The 21,078-nt window shown below is 62.7% G+C and carries 21 protein-coding genes; 17 read left to right on the top strand and 4 right to left on the bottom strand.

Annotated features, from left to right (window positions below):
• Positions 1-3: 3 nt before the first annotated feature.
• Positions 4-2,928 carry an HsdR family type I site-specific deoxyribonuclease gene (locus ROZ37_RS04880; protein ID WP_312657956.1) on the bottom strand — a complete coding sequence of 975 codons (2,925 nt, stop codon included), beginning with the start codon at positions 2,926-2,928 and terminating at the stop codon, positions 4-6.
• Between the two features lie 137 nt (positions 2,929-3,065).
• Here ROZ37_RS04880 and ROZ37_RS04875 point away from each other — a divergent pair, with 137 nt between their 5' ends.
• Together ROZ37_RS04875 and ROZ37_RS04870 are read left to right on the top strand one after the other, a co-directional pair.
• Complete coding sequence (locus tag ROZ37_RS04875) at positions 3,066-4,334, top strand: AAA family ATPase (RefSeq protein WP_312657955.1); 1,269 nt, start codon at positions 3,066-3,068, stop codon at positions 4,332-4,334.
• On the top strand, positions 4,334-5,008 hold the full coding sequence (locus ROZ37_RS04870; RefSeq protein ID WP_312657954.1) for an RloB family protein: 675 nt from the start codon (positions 4,334-4,336) through the stop codon (positions 5,006-5,008). Before ROZ37_RS04875 ends, ROZ37_RS04870 begins: the two co-directional genes overlap by 1 nt.
• Positions 5,009-5,015: 7 nt before the next feature.
• Here the strand turns inward: ROZ37_RS04870 and ROZ37_RS04865 are convergent, their stop codons facing one another.
• Entirely contained in the window at positions 5,016-6,218 is a 1,203-nt protein-coding gene (locus ROZ37_RS04865) for a restriction endonuclease subunit S (protein WP_312657953.1), read from the bottom strand.
• Complete coding sequence (locus tag ROZ37_RS04860) at positions 6,215-7,813, bottom strand: class I SAM-dependent DNA methyltransferase (protein WP_312657952.1); 1,599 nt, start codon at positions 7,811-7,813, stop codon at positions 6,215-6,217. Before ROZ37_RS04860 ends, ROZ37_RS04865 begins: the two co-directional genes overlap by 4 nt.
• Positions 7,814-7,963: 150 nt before the next feature.
• Between ROZ37_RS04860 and ROZ37_RS04855 the strand changes: the two genes are divergently transcribed.
• Entirely contained in the window at positions 7,964-8,527 is a 564-nt protein-coding gene (locus ROZ37_RS04855) for a DUF3489 domain-containing protein (RefSeq protein WP_312657951.1), read from the top strand.
• Between the two features lie 396 nt (positions 8,528-8,923).
• Here ROZ37_RS04855 and ROZ37_RS04850 read toward each other — a convergent pair whose 3' ends face one another.
• Positions 8,924-9,475 (bottom strand): hypothetical protein, encoded by a 552-nt coding sequence (locus ROZ37_RS04850; RefSeq protein WP_312657950.1) that lies wholly within the window; start codon positions 9,473-9,475, stop codon positions 8,924-8,926.
• Positions 9,476-9,826: 351 nt separating this feature from the next.
• On the opposite strand from ROZ37_RS04850, the gene ROZ37_RS04845 reads away from it, so the two are divergent.
• The 14 genes from ROZ37_RS04845 to ROZ37_RS04780 all read left to right on the top strand — a co-directional run bounded on the left by ROZ37_RS04845 (position 9,827) and on the right by ROZ37_RS04780 (position 20,899).
• A complete protein-coding gene (locus tag ROZ37_RS04845) occupies positions 9,827-10,018 on the top strand; it encodes a helix-turn-helix domain-containing protein (protein WP_312657949.1) in 192 nt (63 codons plus the stop codon).
• A gap of 92 nt (positions 10,019-10,110) precedes the next feature.
• The gene (locus tag ROZ37_RS04840; RefSeq protein ID WP_312657948.1) at positions 10,111-11,982 is read left to right on the top strand and encodes a hypothetical protein; all 1,872 of its coding nucleotides are present in this window, start codon (positions 10,111-10,113) and stop codon (positions 11,980-11,982) included.
• Positions 11,975-12,145: a hypothetical protein gene (locus ROZ37_RS04835; RefSeq protein ID WP_312657947.1), complete on the top strand. Its 171-nt coding sequence runs from the start codon at positions 11,975-11,977 to the stop codon at positions 12,143-12,145. Before ROZ37_RS04840 ends, ROZ37_RS04835 begins: the two co-directional genes overlap by 8 nt.
• A gap of 14 nt (positions 12,146-12,159) precedes the next feature.
• Entirely contained in the window at positions 12,160-13,002 is an 843-nt protein-coding gene (locus ROZ37_RS04830; protein WP_312657946.1) for a hypothetical protein, read from the top strand.
• Between the two features lie 163 nt (positions 13,003-13,165).
• Positions 13,166-13,546, top strand: coding sequence for a hypothetical protein (locus ROZ37_RS04825; RefSeq protein ID WP_312657945.1), 381 nt, complete (start codon positions 13,166-13,168; stop codon positions 13,544-13,546).
• 18 nt (positions 13,547-13,564) lie between these two features.
• Complete coding sequence (locus ROZ37_RS04820; RefSeq protein ID WP_312657944.1) at positions 13,565-13,939, top strand: hypothetical protein; 375 nt, start codon at positions 13,565-13,567, stop codon at positions 13,937-13,939.
• Positions 13,940-14,025: 86 nt separating this feature from the next.
• On the top strand, positions 14,026-14,481 hold the full coding sequence (locus tag ROZ37_RS04815; RefSeq protein ID WP_312657943.1) for a DUF2924 domain-containing protein: 456 nt from the start codon (positions 14,026-14,028) through the stop codon (positions 14,479-14,481).
• The gene (locus ROZ37_RS04810; protein WP_312657942.1) at positions 14,478-15,827 is read left to right on the top strand and encodes a recombinase family protein; all 1,350 of its coding nucleotides are present in this window, start codon (positions 14,478-14,480) and stop codon (positions 15,825-15,827) included. The genes ROZ37_RS04815 and ROZ37_RS04810 overlap by 4 nt, the downstream gene beginning before the upstream one ends.
• Complete coding sequence (locus ROZ37_RS04805; RefSeq protein ID WP_312657941.1) at positions 15,824-16,252, top strand: site-specific recombinase resolvase; 429 nt, start codon at positions 15,824-15,826, stop codon at positions 16,250-16,252. The genes ROZ37_RS04810 and ROZ37_RS04805 overlap by 4 nt, the downstream gene beginning before the upstream one ends.
• A gap of 179 nt (positions 16,253-16,431) precedes the next feature.
• The gene (locus tag ROZ37_RS04800) at positions 16,432-17,157 is read left to right on the top strand and encodes a hypothetical protein (RefSeq protein WP_312657940.1); all 726 of its coding nucleotides are present in this window, start codon (positions 16,432-16,434) and stop codon (positions 17,155-17,157) included.
• 1,707 nt (positions 17,158-18,864) lie between these two features.
• A complete protein-coding gene (locus ROZ37_RS04795) occupies positions 18,865-19,158 on the top strand; it encodes a type II toxin-antitoxin system Phd/YefM family antitoxin (protein WP_312657938.1) in 294 nt (97 codons plus the stop codon).
• Positions 19,155-19,535, top strand: coding sequence for a hypothetical protein (locus ROZ37_RS04790; protein WP_312657936.1), 381 nt, complete (start codon positions 19,155-19,157; stop codon positions 19,533-19,535). Before ROZ37_RS04795 ends, ROZ37_RS04790 begins: the two co-directional genes overlap by 4 nt.
• A gap of 357 nt (positions 19,536-19,892) precedes the next feature.
• A complete protein-coding gene (locus ROZ37_RS04785; protein WP_312657933.1) occupies positions 19,893-20,408 on the top strand; it encodes an HAD domain-containing protein in 516 nt (171 codons plus the stop codon).
• A gap of 26 nt (positions 20,409-20,434) precedes the next feature.
• Positions 20,435-20,899, top strand: a complete 465-nt coding sequence (locus ROZ37_RS04780; RefSeq protein WP_312657932.1) for a hypothetical protein — start codon at positions 20,435-20,437, stop codon at positions 20,897-20,899.
• Positions 20,900-21,078: the final 179 nt, after the last annotated feature.

Genomic DNA, 21,078 nt, shown 5'->3' with positions numbered 1-21,078 from the left:
CACTCAAATCCGATAGGCCTTGGCCAGCAAGTTGAATAGTTCATCGACGATGGCCACTGTCTTGTCCACATCCCCGACTGCCGGGAAGATCGCGCCCGTCACCCTGTTGCGGAGATCGCGCAGTGCCTTTTCGCTTTCTCGCCAGGTCGGCAGGGCAATGAAGGCCTCGCGAATCTTGCGCGTCACGTCCTCAGCATCGGCCAAGCCGGCATCCAGCAACGTACGGTAAATGAAGAAGGTCAGACCGTCGAAACCTTTTTCCGCCTGCACTTTCTTGCGCGACTCGTTTTCCTCAAGCAGCTTGATGAGTTCAGCCAGCGCGCCCTGCGTCGTTGCCTGGCGATCCTCGAACTGCTCCAGCACCGCGTCGGCGCGATCGGCCAGACCAACCAGGAAGGGATCGTCCGATTCGTCCTCGGCAGCCTTTTCGATGCTCTTCACCAGGTTGATCACCTTGGTCTCGTCGCCGGCGTGCTTGGCCTTGATCTGATCAATGGCGTGCTCGTCCAGTTGCACCATCTCGCCCACCGGTGCCAACGCCGTGGTGTCGACGTGCTGCTGTACCAGCGTATTGGTTTTGCGCTGGAATTCGCGGTCCACATACACGCGCTTGGCATAGGCCCTGCTCACGACCGCATACATCGCCGACAGGCTGCTGTAGTCGGCGATGAAGGGGCGCAGGAAGGCGTCTGGGCTGATGATCTCGTAGAGCATCTCCAGTTCCTTGTACTCGCGGAAGAAGGCCTTGCGCCGGTCCTTGTCGCGAAAGTGCTCAATTAGTCCGTCCACATCCTTGTCGTTGAAGTTGTGTTGCACCAGCGGCAGGTAAGCACCTCGGGTCGCGTCTATCTTGCTCTGGAACAGCGACTTCAACAGCGCGATGTCCTTCACCACCGCCGACACCTCGTCACTGTCGAAGGCCAGCGCCTTTTCCAGCTTGTCGAAAATGCCTACGAAGTCCAGCACGAAGCCGTGTGGCTTCACCATCTCCTCGGCCTCGTTCTCATAAGGCCGGTTCACTCGGGCGATGGCCTGCAGCAGCGTGTGGTCACGCAGCGGCTTGTCCAGGTACATCGCGTAGAGCAGCGGCGCGTCGTAGCCGGTCAGGAGTTTCTCGGTCACGATCAGAATCTTGGGTAGCGTGCCGAACTTGGCGAACTGCCGCCGCACCGCCTTTTCTTCCTCGCTGGCGAGGTGGAATTGCTTGAGCTGTTCGGTGTCGTTGTTGTTGCCGGTATAGACCACCTGCGACCAATCGGGCGGCAGCACCTTGTCCAGCGCGGCTTTGTAGAGCGCGCAGGCCTCGCGGTCCACCGCCACCAGGAAGGCCTTGTAGCCGAGTGGCTCCACGTTCTCGCGATAATGCTCGGCCACGAAGGCCGCCACCTTGTCGATGCGGGCCTGCCCCTTGAGGAAGTTGCGCAGGTTCACCGCCCGCTCCAGGATGCGGTTCAGCTCGTCGATGTCGGCAATCCCCTCGGTTTCCGCCAGAGCCAGGAATTCCTTCTCCATCACCTCCTTGGGAACCAGCAACTCGTTGGGTGCCAGGGCGTAGAACAGCGGCAGCGTGGTGCGGTCCTCGATGCTCTCGCGGATCGAATACTTATGCAGATAGCCTTTGTCATCATCGATGCCGAAGGTCTTGAACGTGCCCTTGCCGTGGGCGGTGGCGTCGATGGGCGTGCCCGTGAACCCGATGAAGGTGGCGTTCGGGATACCCGCCATCAGGTAATTGCCGAGATCGCCCTGGGTGGTGCGGTGGGCTTCGTCGATCAGCACATAGATGTTGGCCCGCGCATTCAGGGCGGCTGGCATATCGCGGAACTTCTGGATGGTCGAGACGATGATGCCGCGATAGTCATCCTTCAACAGCGCATTGAGCGTGTCGATACTGGTGGCAGGCTGAACGTTGTGCAGGCCGAGCGCCTCCAGATTGCGCACCATCTGGTCCTCCAGCTCGTTGCGATCAATCAGCAGCAGGATGGTCGGCTTCTCCGACTGCGGCGCCTTGAACAGCATCTCCGCCGCCTTGATCATCGTGAACGTCTTGCCGCTGCCCTGCGTGTGCCATACCAGTCCGCGCCGCTTCATCGGGTGGTGGGCACGCTCCACCACCCTCTCCACGGCGCCGGTCTGGTGCTGGCGCAGGATGAACTTCTGGAGTTCCGACTCCTTCTCGGCGAACAGGATGTAGTGCTGCACGAAGGCCAACAAGTTCTGGCGGTCGCAAAAAGTCCTGATCTTGGCTTCGAGTTGCCCGAGTTCCTCATGTTTCCAGTTGAACAGGTTGCGGCGGACGATGTTCCAGGTCACGCCGTAGACAAATCCGATGGCCTCGGTGGCGGTGAATAACTGCGGCGGCACCATCAGCTCAGGCGTCTCGTTGTGGTAGCGGCGGATCTGGTCCACGCCCAGCGCTATGGCCTCGTCCTTGGTGGCGTTCTTGCACTCGATCAGCAGCACCGGAATGCCATTAATCAGGAACACCACGTCGGCCCGATTGCCGTAGCGGCCATTGTGGAAGTAGTACTCCTCGGTCACCTCGAAGCGGTTGCCGGCCCAGTAGTCGAAGTCGATCAGGCGCAGATCGCGCTCACGTACTTCGGTGGGCTCAAAGAAGGTCATCTGCCCGCGCAATGCCCGCAAGAAATCGCGATTGCCCCGGATTCCGGCCGGAAATGTTGCCAGCTTCCGCGCCAGTTCCTCGGCTGTATCGGCAAACCCCGGGTTCAGCGCCTTCACCCGCTCGTACAAGGTAGCAACGAAGAAAGGGGAGGCACACTTGGCCCGATCCGCCGGTTTGGCCTGTGCTTTGTCGAAGCCGCGCCGGGTCTCGGCGTCCGTCCTGGGCACAAAGGTCCAGCCCACGGCTTGCGCGTAGTCGAGGATGCGGGCCTGAACGGTCTTGTGTTCGGTCGGGATGGCCATGCCGGAACTCCGTATCGCGTGGGGGTCAATGCGAGCTTGATATCCTATCAGAACATAGCCATGAATACAAAATAACTTGCGTTTTTGCGCATATCGCGCATAATTTCCGTATATTGTCGATTGCCAAGGTGAGTGCGATGTTGGTCGAGTTCCGCGTCAAGAACTTCCGCAGCCTGCGTGACGAGCAGGTGCTCAGTCTTGTGGCGTCCAAGGACAAGACTCTCGAGGATACCCACACCTTAGCCACCGGCCTCAAGGCTGCACCCAGCCTGCTGCGCAGCGCCGCGATCTACGGTGCCAACGCCAGCGGCAAATCCAACCTCATCAAGGCGCTGCAATACATGCGCGGCGTGGTGATGGAGTCGGCCACCGTAATCCAGCCCGGCCAGACCTTTGCGGTTCAGCCCTTCCGGCTCGATGCCGAGTCCGCCAGCGAGGCGACCGAATTCGAAATCACCTTCATCCTGGACGGCGTGCGCTACCAATACGGCTTTGCCATGACGCCGCAGCGTATCGTCAGCGAGCACCTCCTGGTGTACAAGGCATTCAAGCCGCAGCGCTGGTTCGAGCGCCATTTTGACGCCGGCATCGGCAAGGACGTCTACGACTTCGGCCCCGGCCTCAAAGGTCCAAAGAACCTGTGGGAAGGCGCCACCCGTCCTAACTCCCTGTTCCTGTCGATGGCGGTTCAGCTCAACAGCGAAGCCCTGCGGCCGGTGTTCGACTGGTTCGCCAATGGTCTGGTGATTTTCAACGAGCAAGCCCAGCTCAGCCCGCAAACGTCGATTCAGATGCTCAAGCAGGCCGACGGCCGCAAACAGATTTGCGACTTCCTCACGGCCGCCGACATCAGCATCGCCGACATCGAGGTGGTCACCCGCAAGGTGCCGGGCCAGGCGGTGCATTTCGACTTGGTGGCCGGCAAGACGGAGGTGCGCACCGAGGAGATGGAAGAGCACCAACTGCGCTTTTCCCACGTCACCGAACAAGGCAAAGCCGTATTTGACCTGATGGACGAATCGAACGGCACACGTAACTTGCTGTTCCTTACCGGCCCGGTGATGGACATCCTGCGCAAGGGGGTGACTCTGATCATCGACGAGCTCGATACCAGCCTGCACACCCTGCTGGTGCGAGAACTGGTGCGCCTGTTCCATCGTCCCGAGGCCAATACGGGCGGCGCGCAACTGATCTTCACCACGCACGACACCTCGCTGTTGGATGCCCCCGGCCTCTTCCGGCGCGACCAGGTCTGGTTTGTGGAAAAAGACCGCGACCAGGCCTCGGCGCTGGTCAGCTTGTCTGAATTCAGCCCGCGCAAGAACGAGGCGCTGGAGCGCGGCTACCTGATGGGTCGCTACGGCGCAGTACCACTTCTGGATCAGACCCTGGGGCTGAAACACTGATGGCGCGCGACAACTCCCCAAGAGAGCGCCAGAAGAAGCAGCTCGAACGCAAACTGGGCCGGCGTGCCAGTTACGACCGCATCCTGATCGTCTCGGAAGGCAGCAAGACCGAGCCCAACTACTTCAGCGAGATTCGCGCTGCCTATCGCCTACACACGGCCAATGTCGAGGTGCGGCCCAGTGAACTGGGCACGGCGCCAATTCAGGTGGTGCAGTACGCCAAGGAGTTGTTCGAGAACGGCGACCGGCACAAAAACATCCAGCCCCGTGCCTTCGAGCAGGTCTACGCTGTATTCGACCGCGACGACCACGACAGCTATTTCAACGCGCTGCGGCTGGCCGAATCGCTGGATCGCAGGCTGAAGAACGATGCCAAGCAGTTCATCCGCTTCAAGGCCATCGCCTCGGTGCCAAGCTTCGAGTTGTGGCTGCTGCTGCACTACGAGGACATCCAGGCGCCGCTGCACCGCGATGAGGTCATGCAGCGACTGAAGCAGCACATTCCTGGTTATGAAAAGGGCGCGGGCCGTGCCTTCGCTGTCACCCGCGAGCGCCTGGCTGTCGCCACCCAGCGGGCGGAAGCCCTGGCCGCCAGGTTCACCGCCGATACCGCGCCCGAGCCCTACACCGCCATCGTCGATCTGGTGAAGCTGCTGACCACGCTGCGCGGCTGAGCGCCGATCATTCCAGCGCCGGCACGCCCAGTGCATCGAGGTCCAGATCGTGCACGCGGATTTGAGCGGTCATGAGTTGGTGCAGCAGGGTTTTGAACAGGTCGGTGTAATGGCTGCGTTTGCGTTCGGCCAAGATCAGCTTCTCATCAAGCGCCGAAAGCGAGGCCACGACTTCATCCTGCTGATCGGCATCTTCGGGATATGCAATCTGTACAGTCTTCAGGATGTCCGCGCTCAGGTTCTTCTGGTTGGCTCCGTGCCCGAGGTTTCGGATGTAGTCGTACTTGAATGCAAACAGCTGATACAGGAAACCGGTCCGCACTTCTGGCTTCGGGAAGAAAGCGACACAGGCTTGATTCGTGACAGCGTCAACGCCAAGAATACCCACCTTGCCGCGCGTGATGCCTTGACCATACATCGCCATCAACAATGTGCCGGCAGGGAAAATCTTGGCCGATGAGCCATCCAACCCGGCTTGGGTGATCTTCTCCTCGGTATCGTTGATGACGCAGTAATCCACTTCGCCGGTCTTGACCCAAGGGATCGTGCCATCCTTCCAATAATCCTCGTTGGTACGCGACGGCGTACCGCCGGACTTCAGCGTAGCGATTTCGCCGATACGCTTCACTGCCCAACTCTCCGGCACCAGCCCGATTTCGGTCTGCTTCTGCGCCTCGCCGCGCAGGCCCTCGGTGAACAGCTTGTGCATTAGGCTGCGCTTGAGTTCGCGGGTGGTGGCGATGATGGCCTGCTGCTGCTCGATAGCCCGCTGCACCGTCGCCAGCACGCGAGCGATTTGGCGTTGTTCATCGGGTTCTGGTCGTGGAAGCTTCTTTTCCCGCAGCAGCGTGTAATGGCGGTTATAGCCGCGACTCTGAATGTTCAGGCCAAGCAATGTGAAGTAGAAAAAGCGCGGATCGAAGGCATCGGCTTTCGGCTTCAAGACCTTCGTGCCATCAGCGCCGAGTACAAATGGGAAATCGACGTACTTGAAACAACGGGTATGGTCGCCGAAGATCACGTACGGCAGCCCTTCGAAAACCACCTTGCTATCGTCGTCTGTATAGCCCGCGATGAAGCTCTGCCCTTGATCGACAATCGGGTACGTGCCTTCGGACTTGTAATCGCCGGCAGCAATCTGGTTCTGACGACCAATGGAGTTACGGACGATTGCACTGTCGAAAGCCTCTTGCGGCCAAACCGGACTCATAGCCCAAGCCTCGCCAGCACGGATTGCATCGCTTGATCGGTAAGGCGTGCCTCCTTTTCCAACTCGCGCAGGTCCTCGACGATTTCCGACAGCGGCCGGTAGTCCTCGTCGTCGGCCACATGGATGTAGCGCGACGGCGAGATGTTGTAGTCGTTCTTGACGATCTCGGCCTTTTCGACGATGCGCGAGAAGCGTTCCTCCTCGCGCCAGGCGGCGAAGGTGTCGGCGATGCGAGCGATTTCCTCATCGGGAACGTAATTCTTGGGGTCGCCCTTCTTGAAGGAGCGGCTGGCATTGAGCAGGAACAGCTTGTTCTTCTGCGCTTGCGGCTTGTTCTTGCGCAGGAAGATCACCACGCCCGGCGCGCTGGTGTTGTAGAACAGGTTCTCCGGCAGGTAGAGCACGCCTTCGATCAGGTCGTGATCGACGAACCACTTGCGCACCTCCTTTTCCTTGTTGCGGTTGGCATTGCCGCTGCCGCGCGAGGCGGCGCCGGTATCCAGTACCACGGCGGCGCGGCCGGTGTCGTTCAGCGAATGCAGGATGTGGAGCATCCAGGCCCAGTCGGCGCTGCTGGACGGTACGGTGAGAATGCGCGGGTTGCCGCGCTCGTCCTTGTGGCCGGGATCGGCAAAGCGCTCGTAGGGATCATTGGCGAAGAAGTTTTCGCCCAGGTAGGGCAGGCTCTGGCTGTCCTGGTTCCACATCGGGTTGGCCACCACGCGGTCGAAGCGCTTGAGCTGGCTGCGTTCGATAAATTTGGGCGACTTCATGGTGTCGCCGATTTCGATCTTGCCCTCCATGTCATGAATGATCATGTTCATGTTGGCCATCGCCCAAGTGGCCGGGGTGAACTCCTGGCCGTGCAGTTTAAGCGGCGCGTACTGCGCCTGCCCTGCCGCGTGCATGCGCCGGTCCAGCTCGATTTCGCACTTCACCAGCAGGCCGCCGGAGCCGCAGGTGGGGTCGTACACCTCCATGCCTGGCGTAGGCGCCAGGATGCGCGCCATCACCAGGCCGACCTCGGCCGGGGTGTAGAACTCGCCGGCACTCTGGCCCGAGCCTTCGGCGAACTTGCGAATCAGGTATTCGTAGCTGCGGCCAATGATGTCGGGTTCGACATCATTGAGGCCCAAGCGCTTCTTGCTGATGGCTTCGATCAGGTTGGAGAGGCGGTCGTCGTCGAGGTCGCGCTGGCCGTGGGTGGTGGCGTTGAAGTCGATCCGGTTGATGATGCCGTCGAGCAGCGGATTGAAGCGGGCAATGTCGGCCAGGTAGCTGGTGAGTTGTTCACCGATCTTGCTGGACAGTTCGCGGATTACACTCCAAACCGGCTTTCCCAGCTCCTTGGGGCGGAACGGCAGGTAGAAGCGCACCAGCTTCGGGGCTTTGTCGACGAAAGCGAATGCCACCTCGCGCGAGCCATAGCTTTCGGCCAGGCGGTCGATCTCGTCGTCGAACACGTCACACAAGCGCTTGGCAAACACCAGCGGCAGGATGAAGTCCTTGTACTTGGGGGCATCCTGGGCGCCACGGATCGAGCAGGCGGCATCCCAGATCCACTGCTCAAGGTTCTTGTTGTCCTGCTCTGCCATTACCTGTCCTTGTATGGGCGGCGCGAAAAATGGCCAGTCTACCGTTGTCCTCCTCCCCGGGCCAGGGTGATGCCACTCCACTAATCAGCTTGGCTTCGTGATCGAACAGCGCGTTCATGGTGTCGTCATCAACCACACCAGGAGTCAAGAATGAACGCCAAACTCACCGACACCCAAATCGCCATTCTCGAAGCCGCTGCTGGCCGCCCGGACGGCAACATCGAACCCCTGCCGCCCACCCTGCGCGGCGGTGCCCGCGCCAAGGTGATCGCCGGCATGCTCGCCCGGGAACTAATCACCACATTCCAGGATGCCGACCACGTCGAGTACTACCTGACCGACACTGGCTACGCCGCCATCGGACGCAAGCGCAAGTTGCCGGCACCGGTGGTCCCCGACCCCGAGCTCGAGGCCGCCGTGGCCGCCGCGGAGGCAACGTGGCAGCGAGACGCCGTCACGAATCATGACGCCGCCGATGGGGTCCAGAATCTGGCCCCCATCCTGCGTGCCATCCGCCCTGGCACCAAGTTGGCGGAGATCGTCGCCGCAATGAGGCGCCCCGGCGGTGCGACCATCGCCGAGATGATGGGCCGCACCGGTTGGCAAGCCCATACCGTGCGCGGCACGCTCTCCGGCACCCTGCGCAAGAAGCTCAGGCTCGCGATCATCTCCGAGAAGGGCGCCGACGGCGAGCGCGCGTACCGAATCGTCTGACGGATGCCAGGGGTCTGCGCTCCGGCGCAGGCTGCATCCCAAGGGGTGGGAATTCAGTTCCGCCCCTTTCTCTTCTTCCGATTTACCCCTTCGCCGATCGTCCGCAGGCGCGCCGCGCAACGTCGCGTGACGCCACGACATCCCTGACCGCAAACCCCGCCGATCGGCGGTTTTTCCGCGCTCGCGGGCCGCCAACCGCAAACCGCAAACCGGCGCAAACCTCAATTTGCACCCCGTCGGTAGCGAAATGCTGCGCGCGCGCCCCCCGCATGGCTTTCTCACCCGGAAGGACCCGTCGTGACCGGCGTGTATCCCTTTTTGCCGCCCTGACAGTAGAGATCAACCGTCACAACCATCACCATCGTCACACCGCTCGACGGTCACGCATCGCACTGCTCATCGAATCAATCCAGACTCCAATAGGTGCAGACGCACCCGTTCCAGGCCTTGAAACATCCTTGCGGTCGTTCGCTGCAGGCGTCTGAAGTCGACCCAGAGTTCTGGATCGGGTTGCTCGCCAGCCTTGTAAGAGGTCAGCGGACCGTCAGGGTAGCGGAACACGGTCGACTTCGGATCAAGCCGATCGAACTCGGCAATGCGGTCCAGAAGCCACGCTACCTGATCCGCTGGGTAGCGAACCTCAATGTGTGGTCGAAGCAATTCTGCGAGATCACGCAGACGATGACCGTGTTTTGTGTTTGGCATCAGCGCCTTCAGGTACAGCTCGAGCGCGTGTCGGTAACAAAACAAGATCGGGTGCGCGGCTTCCCACGATTCGCGTTGCGCGGCCGCTGCCGCTAAGAGCCGATCGGCGGCCTCGGCAAACGCACGACCCACCTCGATCTGCTCCATGCAGCCAATTTCGGGGACAAAGGTCTCGAAATGGAAATCACGCTCCCCGAGCCCATCCGGCGGCTCGGTGAAGATGTTGTGGGTGTCGTCATTCATCGCTGTTCTGCCCTTCGTTGCGGCCCATGTCGGAACGCGCCATGAGCATATCCCACCTCGCTGAAACGATTCGCAGATCGATCGTCATTCAGCGGTGACGGTCGTGACGGTGGATTCCCAACGGCAGCACGACCGAAGCGTCGTGTTGAGAGGAGCCCACCGCACAGGCCGTCCGAACTGGATAGCAATGGCGGGTAGCAGAGAGCACACCTAGCGTATTGCGTTGTTTTGGCTACTATTTTTCGAGTCCAACCGCCCTCAAAATGTCACTCCATGAGCATCACCGACCGTCTTTCGAGCCCCATCGATGGCTCACTCGACGGGTGATGAAACCGGCCCAGGAGGACATCCATGCATCTCACCCCGCAACAGCTCGCTGCGCGTTGGCAGGTCAGCGAGAAGACCCTTGAGCGCTGGCGCCGCCGGGGTACCGGCCCGGGCTTCCTGCGTGTCGTCGGCCGCGTGCTGTATCCGCTCGAACAAATCGAAGCGTGCGAAGCGCACGGCCGCGCCGCCTCGAAGCGCGCCGAGGTGCGTCGATGATCCGGTCGTTTCCCGCACCCTGCTCCGTCGCTGCCGGGCGCGTCACGAATCGCAGCGTGCGGATCCACTGCGATCGCTGAAGGCATGGCGCCATGACCGAGCCCCCCTTTTCCCCGGACCAGTCAGTAGCGATCGACCGTCACGACCATCACAACGATCACATCGGTGATGTTTGTGACGGTGGTGACGGTGATGTCCCACTGTTGGACGCGGCCAACACGGAAGGCCCCACCGCCAAAGCCACCCTCACACCCGAGGACAACCCGGTCGAAGTGATCGAGCAAGCGCTCATGCGCCTGAAAGACGACGTCGGTGTGATCGCCGAAGACGACGTCATCCGCGCCTTCACCGTGCTGAAGGCCTCCGATCTGCCCACCTACCTGCGGCTACGGCACGCGGCGAAGACCACCAACCGCGACTGCTCGATCACGCTGCTCGACAAGCTGGTGCACGACGAACTGCCACACGGCGGTGACGAGCCTTCGGCGATCGATGAACTGGTCGCACTCGGGCGCCAGCACTGTCGCCTGCACCATGATGCCGACCGCAAGGCGGTGGCGATGATCCCGATGGCTGAGCGCCAGGAAGTGTGGCGGGTGCTCTCGAGCGGCTATGAGGCGTGGCTGCGCGCCGCCTACTGGCGGGCGACCGAGTCCGGGGTGCCCGATACGACGATGAAGGCGGCGCTCGCCACGCTGTGCGCCGCGGGCATCAACGATGGCGACGAGGTCGAAGTCCACCTGCGCGCCGCCGCCGACGAGGTCGGCTACCTGATTGATCTATGTGACGAACACTGGCGGGCCGTGCAGGTGACCCCGAACGGCTGGCAAATCGTCGATCGCTCGCCGGTGCTCTTCACCCGCACGCAATCGATGCGGCCACTACCGATGCCTGAACCGGAGGGCGACATCGGCCTGTTGTGGCGCCATGTGAACGTCCCCGCCGATCGCCGCGTGATGGTGCTCGCCTGGCTGCTCGACTGCTTCCGCCCCGACACCCCGTTCCCGGTGCTGGAACTCGTCGGCGAACAGGGCTCGGCCAAGTCGACCACCCAGTCCGTCCTGCGGAGCCTCGTCGATCCGAACAAAGTGATGTTGCGCGGCCGCCCGAAAACCGTGGAGGACATCTTCGTCGCCGCCGCGAACAGCTGGCTCGTCTCCTACGAGAACCTCTCCGGCCTCACCGCCGAGCAACAGGATGCCTTCTGCACCCTGGCCACCGGCGGCGGCTTCGCGGCGCGCCAACTCTATACGAACGGCGAAGAGCACGTGATGGAGACCAAGCGCCCGGTGGTGCTCAACGGCATCGCGGTGGTCGCCACACGGCCCGATCTCATCGACCGGGTCATCCACATCGACATGCCGACCATCCCGCCCGAGGCGCGCAAGGATGACGCCGATGCCGCGGCGGCCTGGGAGCGCGACCGGCCCAAGGTGTTCGGCACCCTGCTCGATCTCTTCTCGGCCGCGCTCGCGATCCTGCCCGCGGTGAAGCTCACCCACAAGCAGCGCATGGCCGACTACGAGCGGCTCGGCGAAGCGGTCGCCCGCGCACTGGGTTTCGCCCCGGGCGAGTTCCAGCGTCAGTACGCGGAACTCGTGCGGGCCGGCATCGACCGGGCGCTCGAGAGCAATGCCGTCGCTCAGGTGCTCGACAAGTATCTGGCCGAGCGCATCTTGCCGTGGAACTGGCAGGGCACCGCCGGCCAGCTCTACGAGTTACTCAACAACCCGAACATCGCCGACCGCAGCACTTGGCCTCGTTCGCCGAAGGGGCTCGCCGATCAGTTGCGCCGCATCGCCCCTGCCTACCGCGCCAAGGGCATCGAAATCACCCACCTCGGCCACGGCCGCGAAGGCGCGCTCTGGCGCATTGTCGCGGGCCGCCCCCTTGCCGAATCCATCCCCAACGCCACGCCGCGCGGCGCAGAGCGCGGCATTCGCTACGGAGAACATCGTGAGTAATCGCACCCCGCTCCGCCCGTACGTCGAGCCCTCTGGGGTTCGCACTCTTCGCCTGCACACAGTGCAGCCCACCGGGCGCTCGCCCACGGTCAAGGCCAACCCCGCCAACGTTCTGATGCGCGCGATGCAGGCCTTGCTCGCCCGCAAGTACCCCACCCCCTGAACAGGAGTCACCCGATGAAACTCAATCCCTTTCGCAAGAAGACTTCCGGCTACCTCGCTACGCTTCAGGCCGACTACGCCGACCTTTGTAAACAGGTCGAGGCTACCGAAACCGAACTGGCATCGGCCAGGGATGAGCGTGATGCCAGGGCGGATGCCAGTCGCCAACTGGAGGCGCAGCACCCCGGGCGCCTTGCGATCAGCGCCACCGAGAAGACGGCACGTGTTGCGGCAAACGCCGCACAGCAGGCCGTCGGTGACCTGGAGCACACGCTGTGGACTCTGAACCGGCAACAGGCTGATCTGCGCGATCGCATCGAGGCCCCTGCCCGCCTCGCGGCGGCCAAGGAAGCGCTCGGCGGTCTCAATCGGCAACGGCAGGCCCTGCAGGCTGAGATCGAAAAAACGCACACGCTGATCGCGCGGATCGAGCGGCACATCGGCGAGATCGAGGCGGGCGTCTCGGCGGAAACGCAGGCAGCGAGCCAGTCGATGATCACTGGCGACGGCGAGTTCGTGATGCCCGAGGCGCTCGTGCGCATGGACACCGAACTGCGGGTCGCACGCGTCACGCTCGCCGATCTGTGTGACAAGGCAAAGCGCCTCGACGCCGAGTTGAAGTCCCTCCCCGACCAATGGCGCGAAGCGCGCCGCACCTTCCGCCATGCCCGCGCCGCGGTGGCCGAGATCGACGTTCAGGAGCAACTGCCCGCGTTGATCGAGCTGATCGCCCGCGCGGCCGTGAGCCGGCACGAGTGCGACCGCGCGCAGTCGGCCCACTGCTACGAAGTAGAGATTCCGCACGAGCTCGTCAGCGCCATCCAGACGCGCCTCGACGCCGAGGTTCCGGCGAACTGACTTGCAGGGTCGGGCGGCGGCAGTCGTGGCATATCGCCGCCCCTCCAGGCGTGTCGTTCGTTCAGGCACGCCTCTCCATGCGCCATGCCACGTAACGCCCGCCGGCGCGAACCGCGAAAGGCATCGCGGAAAGCCGGCACCCCTCGACATTCGGAGAGACAAGATGGAATTGAAGCGAGACCAGTTCGACCAGACCAACCCGTTCGCGCGTCGGGCGGCGTTCGTCCAACTTGCCGGCCGCGCCTCGGCGGCCGATCTGCAGCGTGTCCTCGATGCAGTGCAGCCCCCCGACCTCGACGTCATGGTGACCACGCCCGCGGAGGATGGCGGCGGGATCCACTTCACGGAGGTGCCGCCGATCCCGCTCGGCTCCGAGCGGCCGCCACAGACGCTGCCGACGGTGCTGCCCCGTCCACGCCGGCAAAAGCCCGACGACCGCTTCATGCGACTGGGCTGGGCACTCGCCGAGACGCGTGAGTACCTGCGCTACGCGGTGCACCTGCAGCGTAGCCGCATCGCCCGCTGGCTGGGCCGGCGCCGCTGAACCGGGAAGGAGACGAGGATGCAAGACGCAACGACGCATGATTACGAATGGAAGACGATCGCGCCGACCGGCAACGACATGGAGCAGTGCGTGCGGCAATGGTTCGAGCGCGGCGCACCGTTGGTGTGGCGGCCGATTTTCTCGCGCGAGAACTTCCCGGACGTCGATCCTGCGGTGCTCATCGAGGCGCAGGCGGCAAGTGGGCCGTGCTGGTTGATCGCCCGTCCTGAGGATCTGCTGACCCTTCCGGCCGGCATCACCGGCTGGATCATGCCTATCGATGCCGAGGACACCGAGGTCGCCTGCGGCCGCTGGGAGAACGGCGTCACCTTCATGGCGATCAACGATCGCGCGAGCGGCGAGCGCATCACCTACCAGGCCGATCGCAGCTGACAGCCTTCCGCAGCAGAGCGCGTTGTGACTTGGCTTGTGCCGGCCACAGCGCGTTCATGGACACGTCTCCACCACCGGGAACGACGATGAAAGCCCCCTCCTCCAATCCGAGCGTCGCCGCGCAGGTGGCGGTGCTCCCCAATCTGTCGATGCCCGAGCTATGGGCATTGTGGGATCAGCATTTTCCCCGCCGGCCCAACCGCGTCAATCGCGGCTACCTCGAAGCGCGGCTTGCGTACCGCCTGCAGGAGCTCGCCTACGGCGGGCTGCCCGCCGAGGTCAAGGCGCATCTGGCCGACTGCGGCGAGCGCCATTCGAAGATCAAGACCGGACGCGGGCCGCAGGTGCGCTTGATGCCCGGCGCGGTGCTGGTGCGCGAATGGGACGCGCGCGAGTACCGCGTGCTCGTCACCGCCGACGGCCAGTACGAGCTCGACGGAAAGCGCTACCGCAGCCTGTCGGCGGTCGCCCGCACGATCACCGGCACGCACTGGTCGGGACCGGCGTTCTTCGGCTTGAAGAAGACCGGAGGTGCACGATGAGTGCGATCGTCACAAGGAAGCGCTGTGCGGTGTACTGCCGGGTGTCCACCGACGAGCGCCTCGACCAGTCGTTCAACTCGATCGACGCCCAGCGCGAGGCGGGCAAGGCGTATGTCGTGAGCCAGCGCACCGAGAACTGGTCGCTGGTGGCCGACGACTATCTCGATCCGGGCTTCTCCGGCGGCAATATGGAGCGCCCGGGATTGCGGCGGCTGATGGCTGACATCGAAGCCGGTGGCGTCGACATCGTGATCGTCTACAAGATCGACCGGCTCACGCGTAGCCTCACCGACTTCGCACGGATGGTCGAAGTCTTCGAGCGCCACGGCGTGTCGTTCGTGTCGGTGACGCAGCAGTTCAACACGACGACCTCGATGGGTCGGCTGATGCTGAACGTGCTGCTCTCCTTCGCGCAGTTCGAGCGCGAAGTGACCGGCGAGAGGATCCGCGACAAGATTGCCGCCTCGAAACGCAAGGGCATGTGGATGGGGGGCGTCGTGCCGCTGGGCTATCGCGTCGCAGCGCGGCAGCTCGTGATCGAGCCCGGCGAGGCGAAGCTCGTGCGGCGCATCTTCGAGCGCTTCGTCGCACTACGCTCGACCACCGATCTCGTGCGCGCGCTGGCCGCCGAGAAGATTACCTCGCGCCGTGGCACGCCCTTCTCGAAGCAGGGGGTGCACAAGATCCTCAGCAACCGCCTCTACCTCGGCGAGATCAGCCACAAGGGCGAGAGCTACCCGGGCCAGCACGCGGCGATCATCGACGAGGCGCTGTGGAACTCGGTGCAGGCCATCTTCGCCGAGAACCTGAACGTGCGCCGCACCGACACCTGGGCGCGCCGGGTCGATGAGGCGCTGCTGCGGGGCCTGCTCTTCACCGCCGACGGCGAGCGCCTGCAGCCGTCCTTCACAACCAAGGCCAACGGGCGCCGCTACCGTTACTACGTGCCGCGCCGGACCCTCCGCTATGGTGCTGGCAAGCACCCCATCGGGATGCTGCCGGCCGCACCCATCGAGGACATGGTCTTGGCGCAAGTCCAGGCCGCCTTGCTCGCGCCGGAAGTGACGCAGGCGGTGTGCGATGCGGCGCGCCGCGCCGACCCGCAGCTCACGGAACCGGACATCGTGCTGCCGCTGCGCAATCTCGCGGATGTTTGGCGACAACTCTTCGCCGCCGAGCAGCAGCGCATCGTGCAGCTGCTGATCGAGCGAGTGGTCGTCACTGAGGACACGCTGGAGATCGTCTGGCGCGAACCGGGCTGGCGGGATCTGGTCGGTGAGCTGCGCGCGAACACGATCGGCGGCGAGTTGCTGCAGTTCGAAGAAGAACAGGAGGCGACGGCATGACCAGGATCCAGCAGGCGGGCCAGGCGCAGCAGGAAAGTGTCGAGGGGGTTCGCATCCGCACCGTGCTGCCGATCCGCATCAAGCGGCGTGGCGGGCGCAAGCACGTGATTCCGGCGGCGCACTCGCCGGCCGCCGAGGCCCAGCACGACGCGCCAATTCTCACCGCGCTCTCGCGGGCGTTTCACTGGCAGCGGCTGATCGACGAGGGAGTGGTCGAGAGCGGAACCGACATCGCGCGGCGCGAGGGGCTGCATCACACCACCGTCAACGAGCTGCTGCGGCTCACGCTGTTGTCGCCGCGGATGGTGCGGGCGATTCTGGAGGGCAGGCAGCCGAAGACGCTCAGCCTCCTTTGGCTCAAGAATCATGCAGTGCCGCAGGACTGGGCGGCGCAGGAGGCGTTGTTCGATCAGTACGACGCGTAACGACCAAAGCCGGCTCCTGTTAGGAATGTCTCATGCTGCTGGCGACCGCCAGCAGCAGGGCGACAAAGACCAACGTTAGCCTGCCACGGATCAAGGCGATGCTCGTATACGCTGGATCGCAAGGATGTCTTATGCTATTGAGGTAATCTTGCCGCAACGAGCCTTATGCGATGGAGAGCATGCAGAAAAACCTCACCCAAGCCTACCGTAAAATTCTCTCGGAGGTTCCGCTTCACTGGTTCGACCGCAGTCGGGTCCATGAAGCAGAGTTCGCGAAGCTCTCGGGCCTTTTCCTGCCCGGCACTTCGGTGGCCTATGAGCGCTCCCGGCAACGAATAATGGTAGTCGGACGTGAGACTCGACGCTGGAATGTGGTATCCAGCGAAGCCCCGTTCCGGACACTAGACGACTACATACAGACGGCAATGGCCAAACAACAAGTCCATTTACTCCGGTGTCTTGCGGCCCCGCCAGACAAAGGAGCTAGTTTTTTCAACCTGCTTCGAGCCTTGGCGTCTCAGCATGAGCGCGATGGGATCGCTTGGGCGAATTTGTTTAGCTTTGCTTGGAATAGCAGGTCGCCAATGCGTTGGGCGAACTTTCCTGAATTGCTGGAAATCTCGGAGCGGCTGCTAAAAGCGCAAATCGAGGTTCTCGAGCCGGACATAATAATATTCGCTAATGGCGCCAGCAGTGCTCAGTTTCGCCAGCGTTATTTTCCATACAAAGGCGATCACAGCGTATGCAGCGAGTTTGCAGACTACCGAGCCCAAGGCATTGCTGTTGACCAGCTATGGCAGTTTCGGCTGGGCCGCAAGATTCAGTGCTACCGAATTCAGCATCCGAGCAGTATTAGCGCGGCCTCGCGGGCTGCCCGCCGATTTCTGCTGGAACATGTGCTGTAAGAATACTGTGCGCAGGATGCCCGGCTGGTTTCCCAGTGAAGCTGCCTTTCAACTGACTGGTTTGCGGGAACGACGAGTGCCAGCAGTTGGCCGATCAGCATAAGATCGGCGAAAGTTCGTCTTGCCCGTCAGACCGGCTGGCATCGTTGACGCAAACGCCACCCTGCAATCTATTGATTTTCAATGGATGACTGCCGCGAGCAGCCACAGCTCAAACGGAGAAAAGAGAGGATTCGCCGCGCCAGCGAGCGAATAATGACGTCGAGATTGTCCGACCGTGCCACTGCAAGTGGCTGAAACCCGCGCCAACACTAGGGGTTACGGCGGAAATGACTGAGGCCAGTGTGCCGTTAAGCATTTCCTGGCACGGAATAAAGCATAAAGTGGCCAAGAACTACCGAACTCGCGACCACCAACGGGCCTGAAAACGCACTGAGGAGTCACTTCCACCCACGCCGCCGAACCTCGAAAACCATAACCTGGCCAATCGGCACGAAATAAAGCAATTCATGGCCAAAAAAATTTCCGTGAAACGACGTGGCTTTTCCCCGTTCTTGGTTCTCGACGAGATGAAGGCGCGCTCCCGGAAGTCACGCCAAGGGGTCTCCGACCGCATGAGGGCCGACCGACCATCACGTCGCAATCACCCACCAAGCTGTCCGCGCAACACCTGCGGGAACGGGACGCCACCGCGGTGTCCGCTATGGGGCGCCCGACCCAGACAGCTTATCTCAATTCGCCCCTGACCCGAAGGTCGAGGGGCTTGGTCACAGTTTCATCCTCGCACTGCGGAAGTAGAAGCGGACTGCTGGTCAGGCGAACCCGAAGGTGAGCGCGCAACTTCAACCCCCCGCCGGGCGCCCGCGGGGCGCCCTCATCGCGATGTGTGCCCCACCCCTACCGTGACCAACAACCCCAGAATGACTTCGGCTACTGCGGAGCGACTACCGGGCGACCGTGTGCCCCGCGAAGAGGACGGGTGGGCCTCGCCGCGGACGTGCTCCGGACGCTGCCCGCCGTGACGGACCTGACCGATTCATAGATTCGAATATTCGGCGGCAAACGAACCGTGCTCCTCGTGAAAGCGGTTCAGCGCCGCGCACAGCTTATCGTTCGCCCCCTGCCGCAGCCGCTCTTGTTCGAACCCCCGCTGAGTGTACTCAACGGCCCCGTTGCCCGGGCACACCGGCGGACTGCCCGTGTACGACTGAGCTCCTTCGTCCCGGGCCGGGGGTGGGGTCGGGTCGAACATCCGACCAGAAGCTCGAGTTTTGCCGATTGCGGTCCTCATTGGCGCCTCCCTCCCCACTGCAGGTCCTCACTTCCTCTGCGGAAATTGTCTCGCGAATTCGACGCGTCAGGGGGCATCAGGCGAATCGTCGAAACTGGAACCGGGCGCGCGTGCTTCGCCCTCCACGCTGCAAAGCTAAGTGGAACAGCAGGGGGCGCTTGAAAAGTACCGAACAGCCGCTCCAAGTTCGGCCGCCGTGCCTCGAGAAGCTCAACGGGACGTTCGGCCGCGGGTACCGTTCTACCCGGTGGTGTCGAAGAAGATTCGAGCGCGGACCGACGCCCGCGTGTAGGTCCCGCCGTCCTCCGCCACGAACTCAACGACCACCTGCTGGGCGACGGCATCCTCGACCGCGGCTCCCACTTTGTTGGCCGGGGCACTATAATGGGTCAATGGATTCATTAACGGATACTGTAATGAATTTGCGAAGCCGCGATATTGTCCCGATTAGCGAGGCCCGCGCGCGCCTGACAGAGCTCGCCGAAGAGGTTGTCGGTGCGGGTGCCGAAAAAATTCTCACGAAGAACGGTTCGAGCTTCGTCGCGCTGGTCGATGCCCGCAAGCTCGACTACTACCATGCGCTCGAGGCGGAGCACGCCGGGCTTGTCCTGCTGCAGGAGGCAGAAGAAGGACTGCGGCAGGTGCTTTCAGGTGAGCGGGTGTCGGCCGCGGAGCTGATGCAGGCCTTGGCCGACTCCACCGACCGATGACCCTGCCGCAACGCGCCAAGGTCGAGGCCGCGCCGAACTTCCTCGCCAATCTCGACGACGCACGACACTTTTTCACTGAGCAGGACGAGACGTCCGCCCCAGCGCGGTTTCGTCAGCTGCGCAGCCGCCTGCGCGAGATGGTCGCTATGCTCACCTGGGCGCCAGCCAGCGGCCGACCCGCCCGCTTCCTATCGGGACACTCGGTGCAGGCCCGGATGCGGGCGGAGCGCGTGCTCGCGTTGGCGGCCCAGGCGGGGCTGCCTGAGCTGCGCGAGTATGTCGTCGAGCAACATGTGGTGCTCTATGCCCATTCGGCCACTGAGGTCGTGCTCCTTGCCCTCAAGCATGAGCGTCAGCTCGGCTACAGCGTCTCTTGAGGTCGCCACCAACGCAACATCGTATCCCGCCAGCGACGGTGCCTTCTCCGCGCGGAACCTGGCAGGTGAGTAAGACTCACGACAGTTACTATACAAAAAGCCATTTTGTATAGTAACTGCTGATGGGACGGCATCACATGGCGGCCTGCCTCATGAGCGGAAGACGGCTCCACACGTCCGCGCAGGCATGCTTGTACCCCGCACTACGGGACACCCCGGTAGCGCGACCTTTGCACTCCAGTCGTCCGACTGCTTGACAAAAACACATTTTAAACAATACGTTAGGACAATCCCGCATTTCCTTCCCGACACCCCACGCGCACACTCAGCGGGAGTCGACGGAGGAGGGAACCCGGAATGGCAAGCAAAGGGGGAATACGGCAGCGAGAACCACAACGCCCGACGCTCTTCCTCGACTACGACGGGGTGCTCCATCCGGACGCCGTGTACCGCGAGGGAGAGCGAATCGTTCTGCGCGCAGACGGCTTCTGGCTTTTCGAATGGGCCGATATTTTGGAGCACCTCCTCACGCCCTACCCGGCGCTCCAGGTTGTGCTCTCGACCTCGTGGGCGCGGGTGCTGGGCTTCGAAGCCGCTCGTTCGCACCTGCCCGAGTCCCTGCTACGCCGTGTCGTCGGGGCAACGTGGTACGAAACGGCTCCGCGTCGATGGGACAACCTGACCCGTTACGAACAAATTCGACACGCGGTCCAGCGACATCGCCATACCCGCTGGCTCGCTGTCGATGATAACGACGCGGGGTGGGCAGACGAGCACCGTGCCAACCTTGCCCTCACGGACCCTCTTCTCGGGCTCGGCACGAACGCCGCGCAAGCGGACTTGCGCAAGAAGCTCGAGTGGCTGCACCGGTAGCCATCCCAGACGAGAGCGAGACCGACATGCTGGACAATGACCGGACCGACCTCGATGAGGAGTCCCTGGACGACCAGGATTGCAAGAGGCTTGAGCGCGCGCTACTGGCTCGCGGCCGACGACAACAACGAGCGCAACTTCGCGCCCGAGGGATGTTGTCACCGAAAGAAGCGGCCCGGTTCTCCGGGATTCCGAAGCGAACCCTCCGTCGCATGCGTTTCGCCGGTCACGTCCTGGCGCTGTCGATACGCGGCGGGAGGTCAGGCGTTCGCTACCCGGGGTGGCAGTTCGAACCCGGTGTCCTGCGGGTCTTGCCGGACATCCTGGCGGCTTTCGGGAAGCACCGGGCATGGCAGGCGCACGATTTCTTGACGTACCCGGAGCCTTTGCTGGCCGGCCGCATGCCCCTCGACGAGATTCGCGCGGGCCACGGCGCTGACGTGCTTCGGATTTTGAGTGCTGCAACCGACTGGGGCCAGGGCGCGTACTAAGCGATATCCTCGGAATGGCAAGGCGAACGCGTCCGTTCCCTAGCAGGGTGTTGATTTACGATAAATCCTAGTATTGGCGGGTATTTCAGGGCTGATATAATTCCATTCGAATCAACAAATCAATAATCTCGATGCGTGGCACCGACCACAAACAGAACGCTCTGTTCAGTTACGTCAAT

It is taken from the genome of Aromatoleum sp. (genome assembly GCF_032027225.1).
Lineage (GTDB): Bacteria > Pseudomonadota > Gammaproteobacteria > Burkholderiales > Rhodocyclaceae > Aromatoleum.
The sequence above is the reverse complement of the archived record's forward strand: the minus strand, read 5'-3'. Positions and strand labels throughout refer to the sequence as shown.

Excerpts from the sequence above, each read along its gene's own strand:
- ROZ37_RS04880 (WP_312657956.1), bottom strand. The coding sequence starts at position 2,928 with ATGGCCATCCCGACCGAACACAAGACCGTTCAGGCCCGCATCCTCGAC.
- ROZ37_RS04875 (WP_312657955.1), top strand. The coding sequence starts at position 3,066 with ATGTTGGTCGAGTTCCGCGTCAAGAACTTCCGCAGCCTGCGTGACGAG.
- ROZ37_RS04870 (WP_312657954.1), top strand. The coding sequence starts at position 4,334 with ATGGCGCGCGACAACTCCCCAAGAGAGCGCCAGAAGAAGCAGCTCGAA.
- ROZ37_RS04865 (WP_312657953.1), bottom strand. The coding sequence starts at position 6,218 with ATGAGTCCGGTTTGGCCGCAAGAGGCTTTCGACAGTGCAATCGTCCGT.
- ROZ37_RS04860 (WP_312657952.1), bottom strand. The coding sequence starts at position 7,813 with ATGGCAGAGCAGGACAACAAGAACCTTGAGCAGTGGATCTGGGATGCC.
- ROZ37_RS04855 (WP_312657951.1), top strand. The coding sequence starts at position 7,964 with ATGAACGCCAAACTCACCGACACCCAAATCGCCATTCTCGAAGCCGCT.
- ROZ37_RS04850 (WP_312657950.1), bottom strand. The coding sequence starts at position 9,475 with ATGAATGACGACACCCACAACATCTTCACCGAGCCGCCGGATGGGCTC.
- ROZ37_RS04845 (WP_312657949.1), top strand. The coding sequence starts at position 9,827 with ATGCATCTCACCCCGCAACAGCTCGCTGCGCGTTGGCAGGTCAGCGAG.
- ROZ37_RS04840 (WP_312657948.1), top strand. The coding sequence starts at position 10,111 with ATGACCGAGCCCCCCTTTTCCCCGGACCAGTCAGTAGCGATCGACCGT.
- ROZ37_RS04830 (WP_312657946.1), top strand. The coding sequence starts at position 12,160 with ATGAAACTCAATCCCTTTCGCAAGAAGACTTCCGGCTACCTCGCTACG.
- ROZ37_RS04825 (WP_312657945.1), top strand. The coding sequence starts at position 13,166 with ATGGAATTGAAGCGAGACCAGTTCGACCAGACCAACCCGTTCGCGCGT.
- ROZ37_RS04820 (WP_312657944.1), top strand. The coding sequence starts at position 13,565 with ATGCAAGACGCAACGACGCATGATTACGAATGGAAGACGATCGCGCCG.
- ROZ37_RS04815 (WP_312657943.1), top strand. The coding sequence starts at position 14,026 with ATGAAAGCCCCCTCCTCCAATCCGAGCGTCGCCGCGCAGGTGGCGGTG.
- ROZ37_RS04810 (WP_312657942.1), top strand. The coding sequence starts at position 14,478 with ATGAGTGCGATCGTCACAAGGAAGCGCTGTGCGGTGTACTGCCGGGTG.
- ROZ37_RS04805 (WP_312657941.1), top strand. The coding sequence starts at position 15,824 with ATGACCAGGATCCAGCAGGCGGGCCAGGCGCAGCAGGAAAGTGTCGAG.
- ROZ37_RS04800 (WP_312657940.1), top strand. The coding sequence starts at position 16,432 with ATGCAGAAAAACCTCACCCAAGCCTACCGTAAAATTCTCTCGGAGGTT.
- ROZ37_RS04795 (WP_312657938.1), top strand. The coding sequence starts at position 18,865 with ATGAATTTGCGAAGCCGCGATATTGTCCCGATTAGCGAGGCCCGCGCG.
- ROZ37_RS04790 (WP_312657936.1), top strand. The coding sequence starts at position 19,155 with ATGACCCTGCCGCAACGCGCCAAGGTCGAGGCCGCGCCGAACTTCCTC.
- ROZ37_RS04785 (WP_312657933.1), top strand. The coding sequence starts at position 19,893 with ATGGCAAGCAAAGGGGGAATACGGCAGCGAGAACCACAACGCCCGACG.
- ROZ37_RS04780 (WP_312657932.1), top strand. The coding sequence starts at position 20,435 with ATGCTGGACAATGACCGGACCGACCTCGATGAGGAGTCCCTGGACGAC.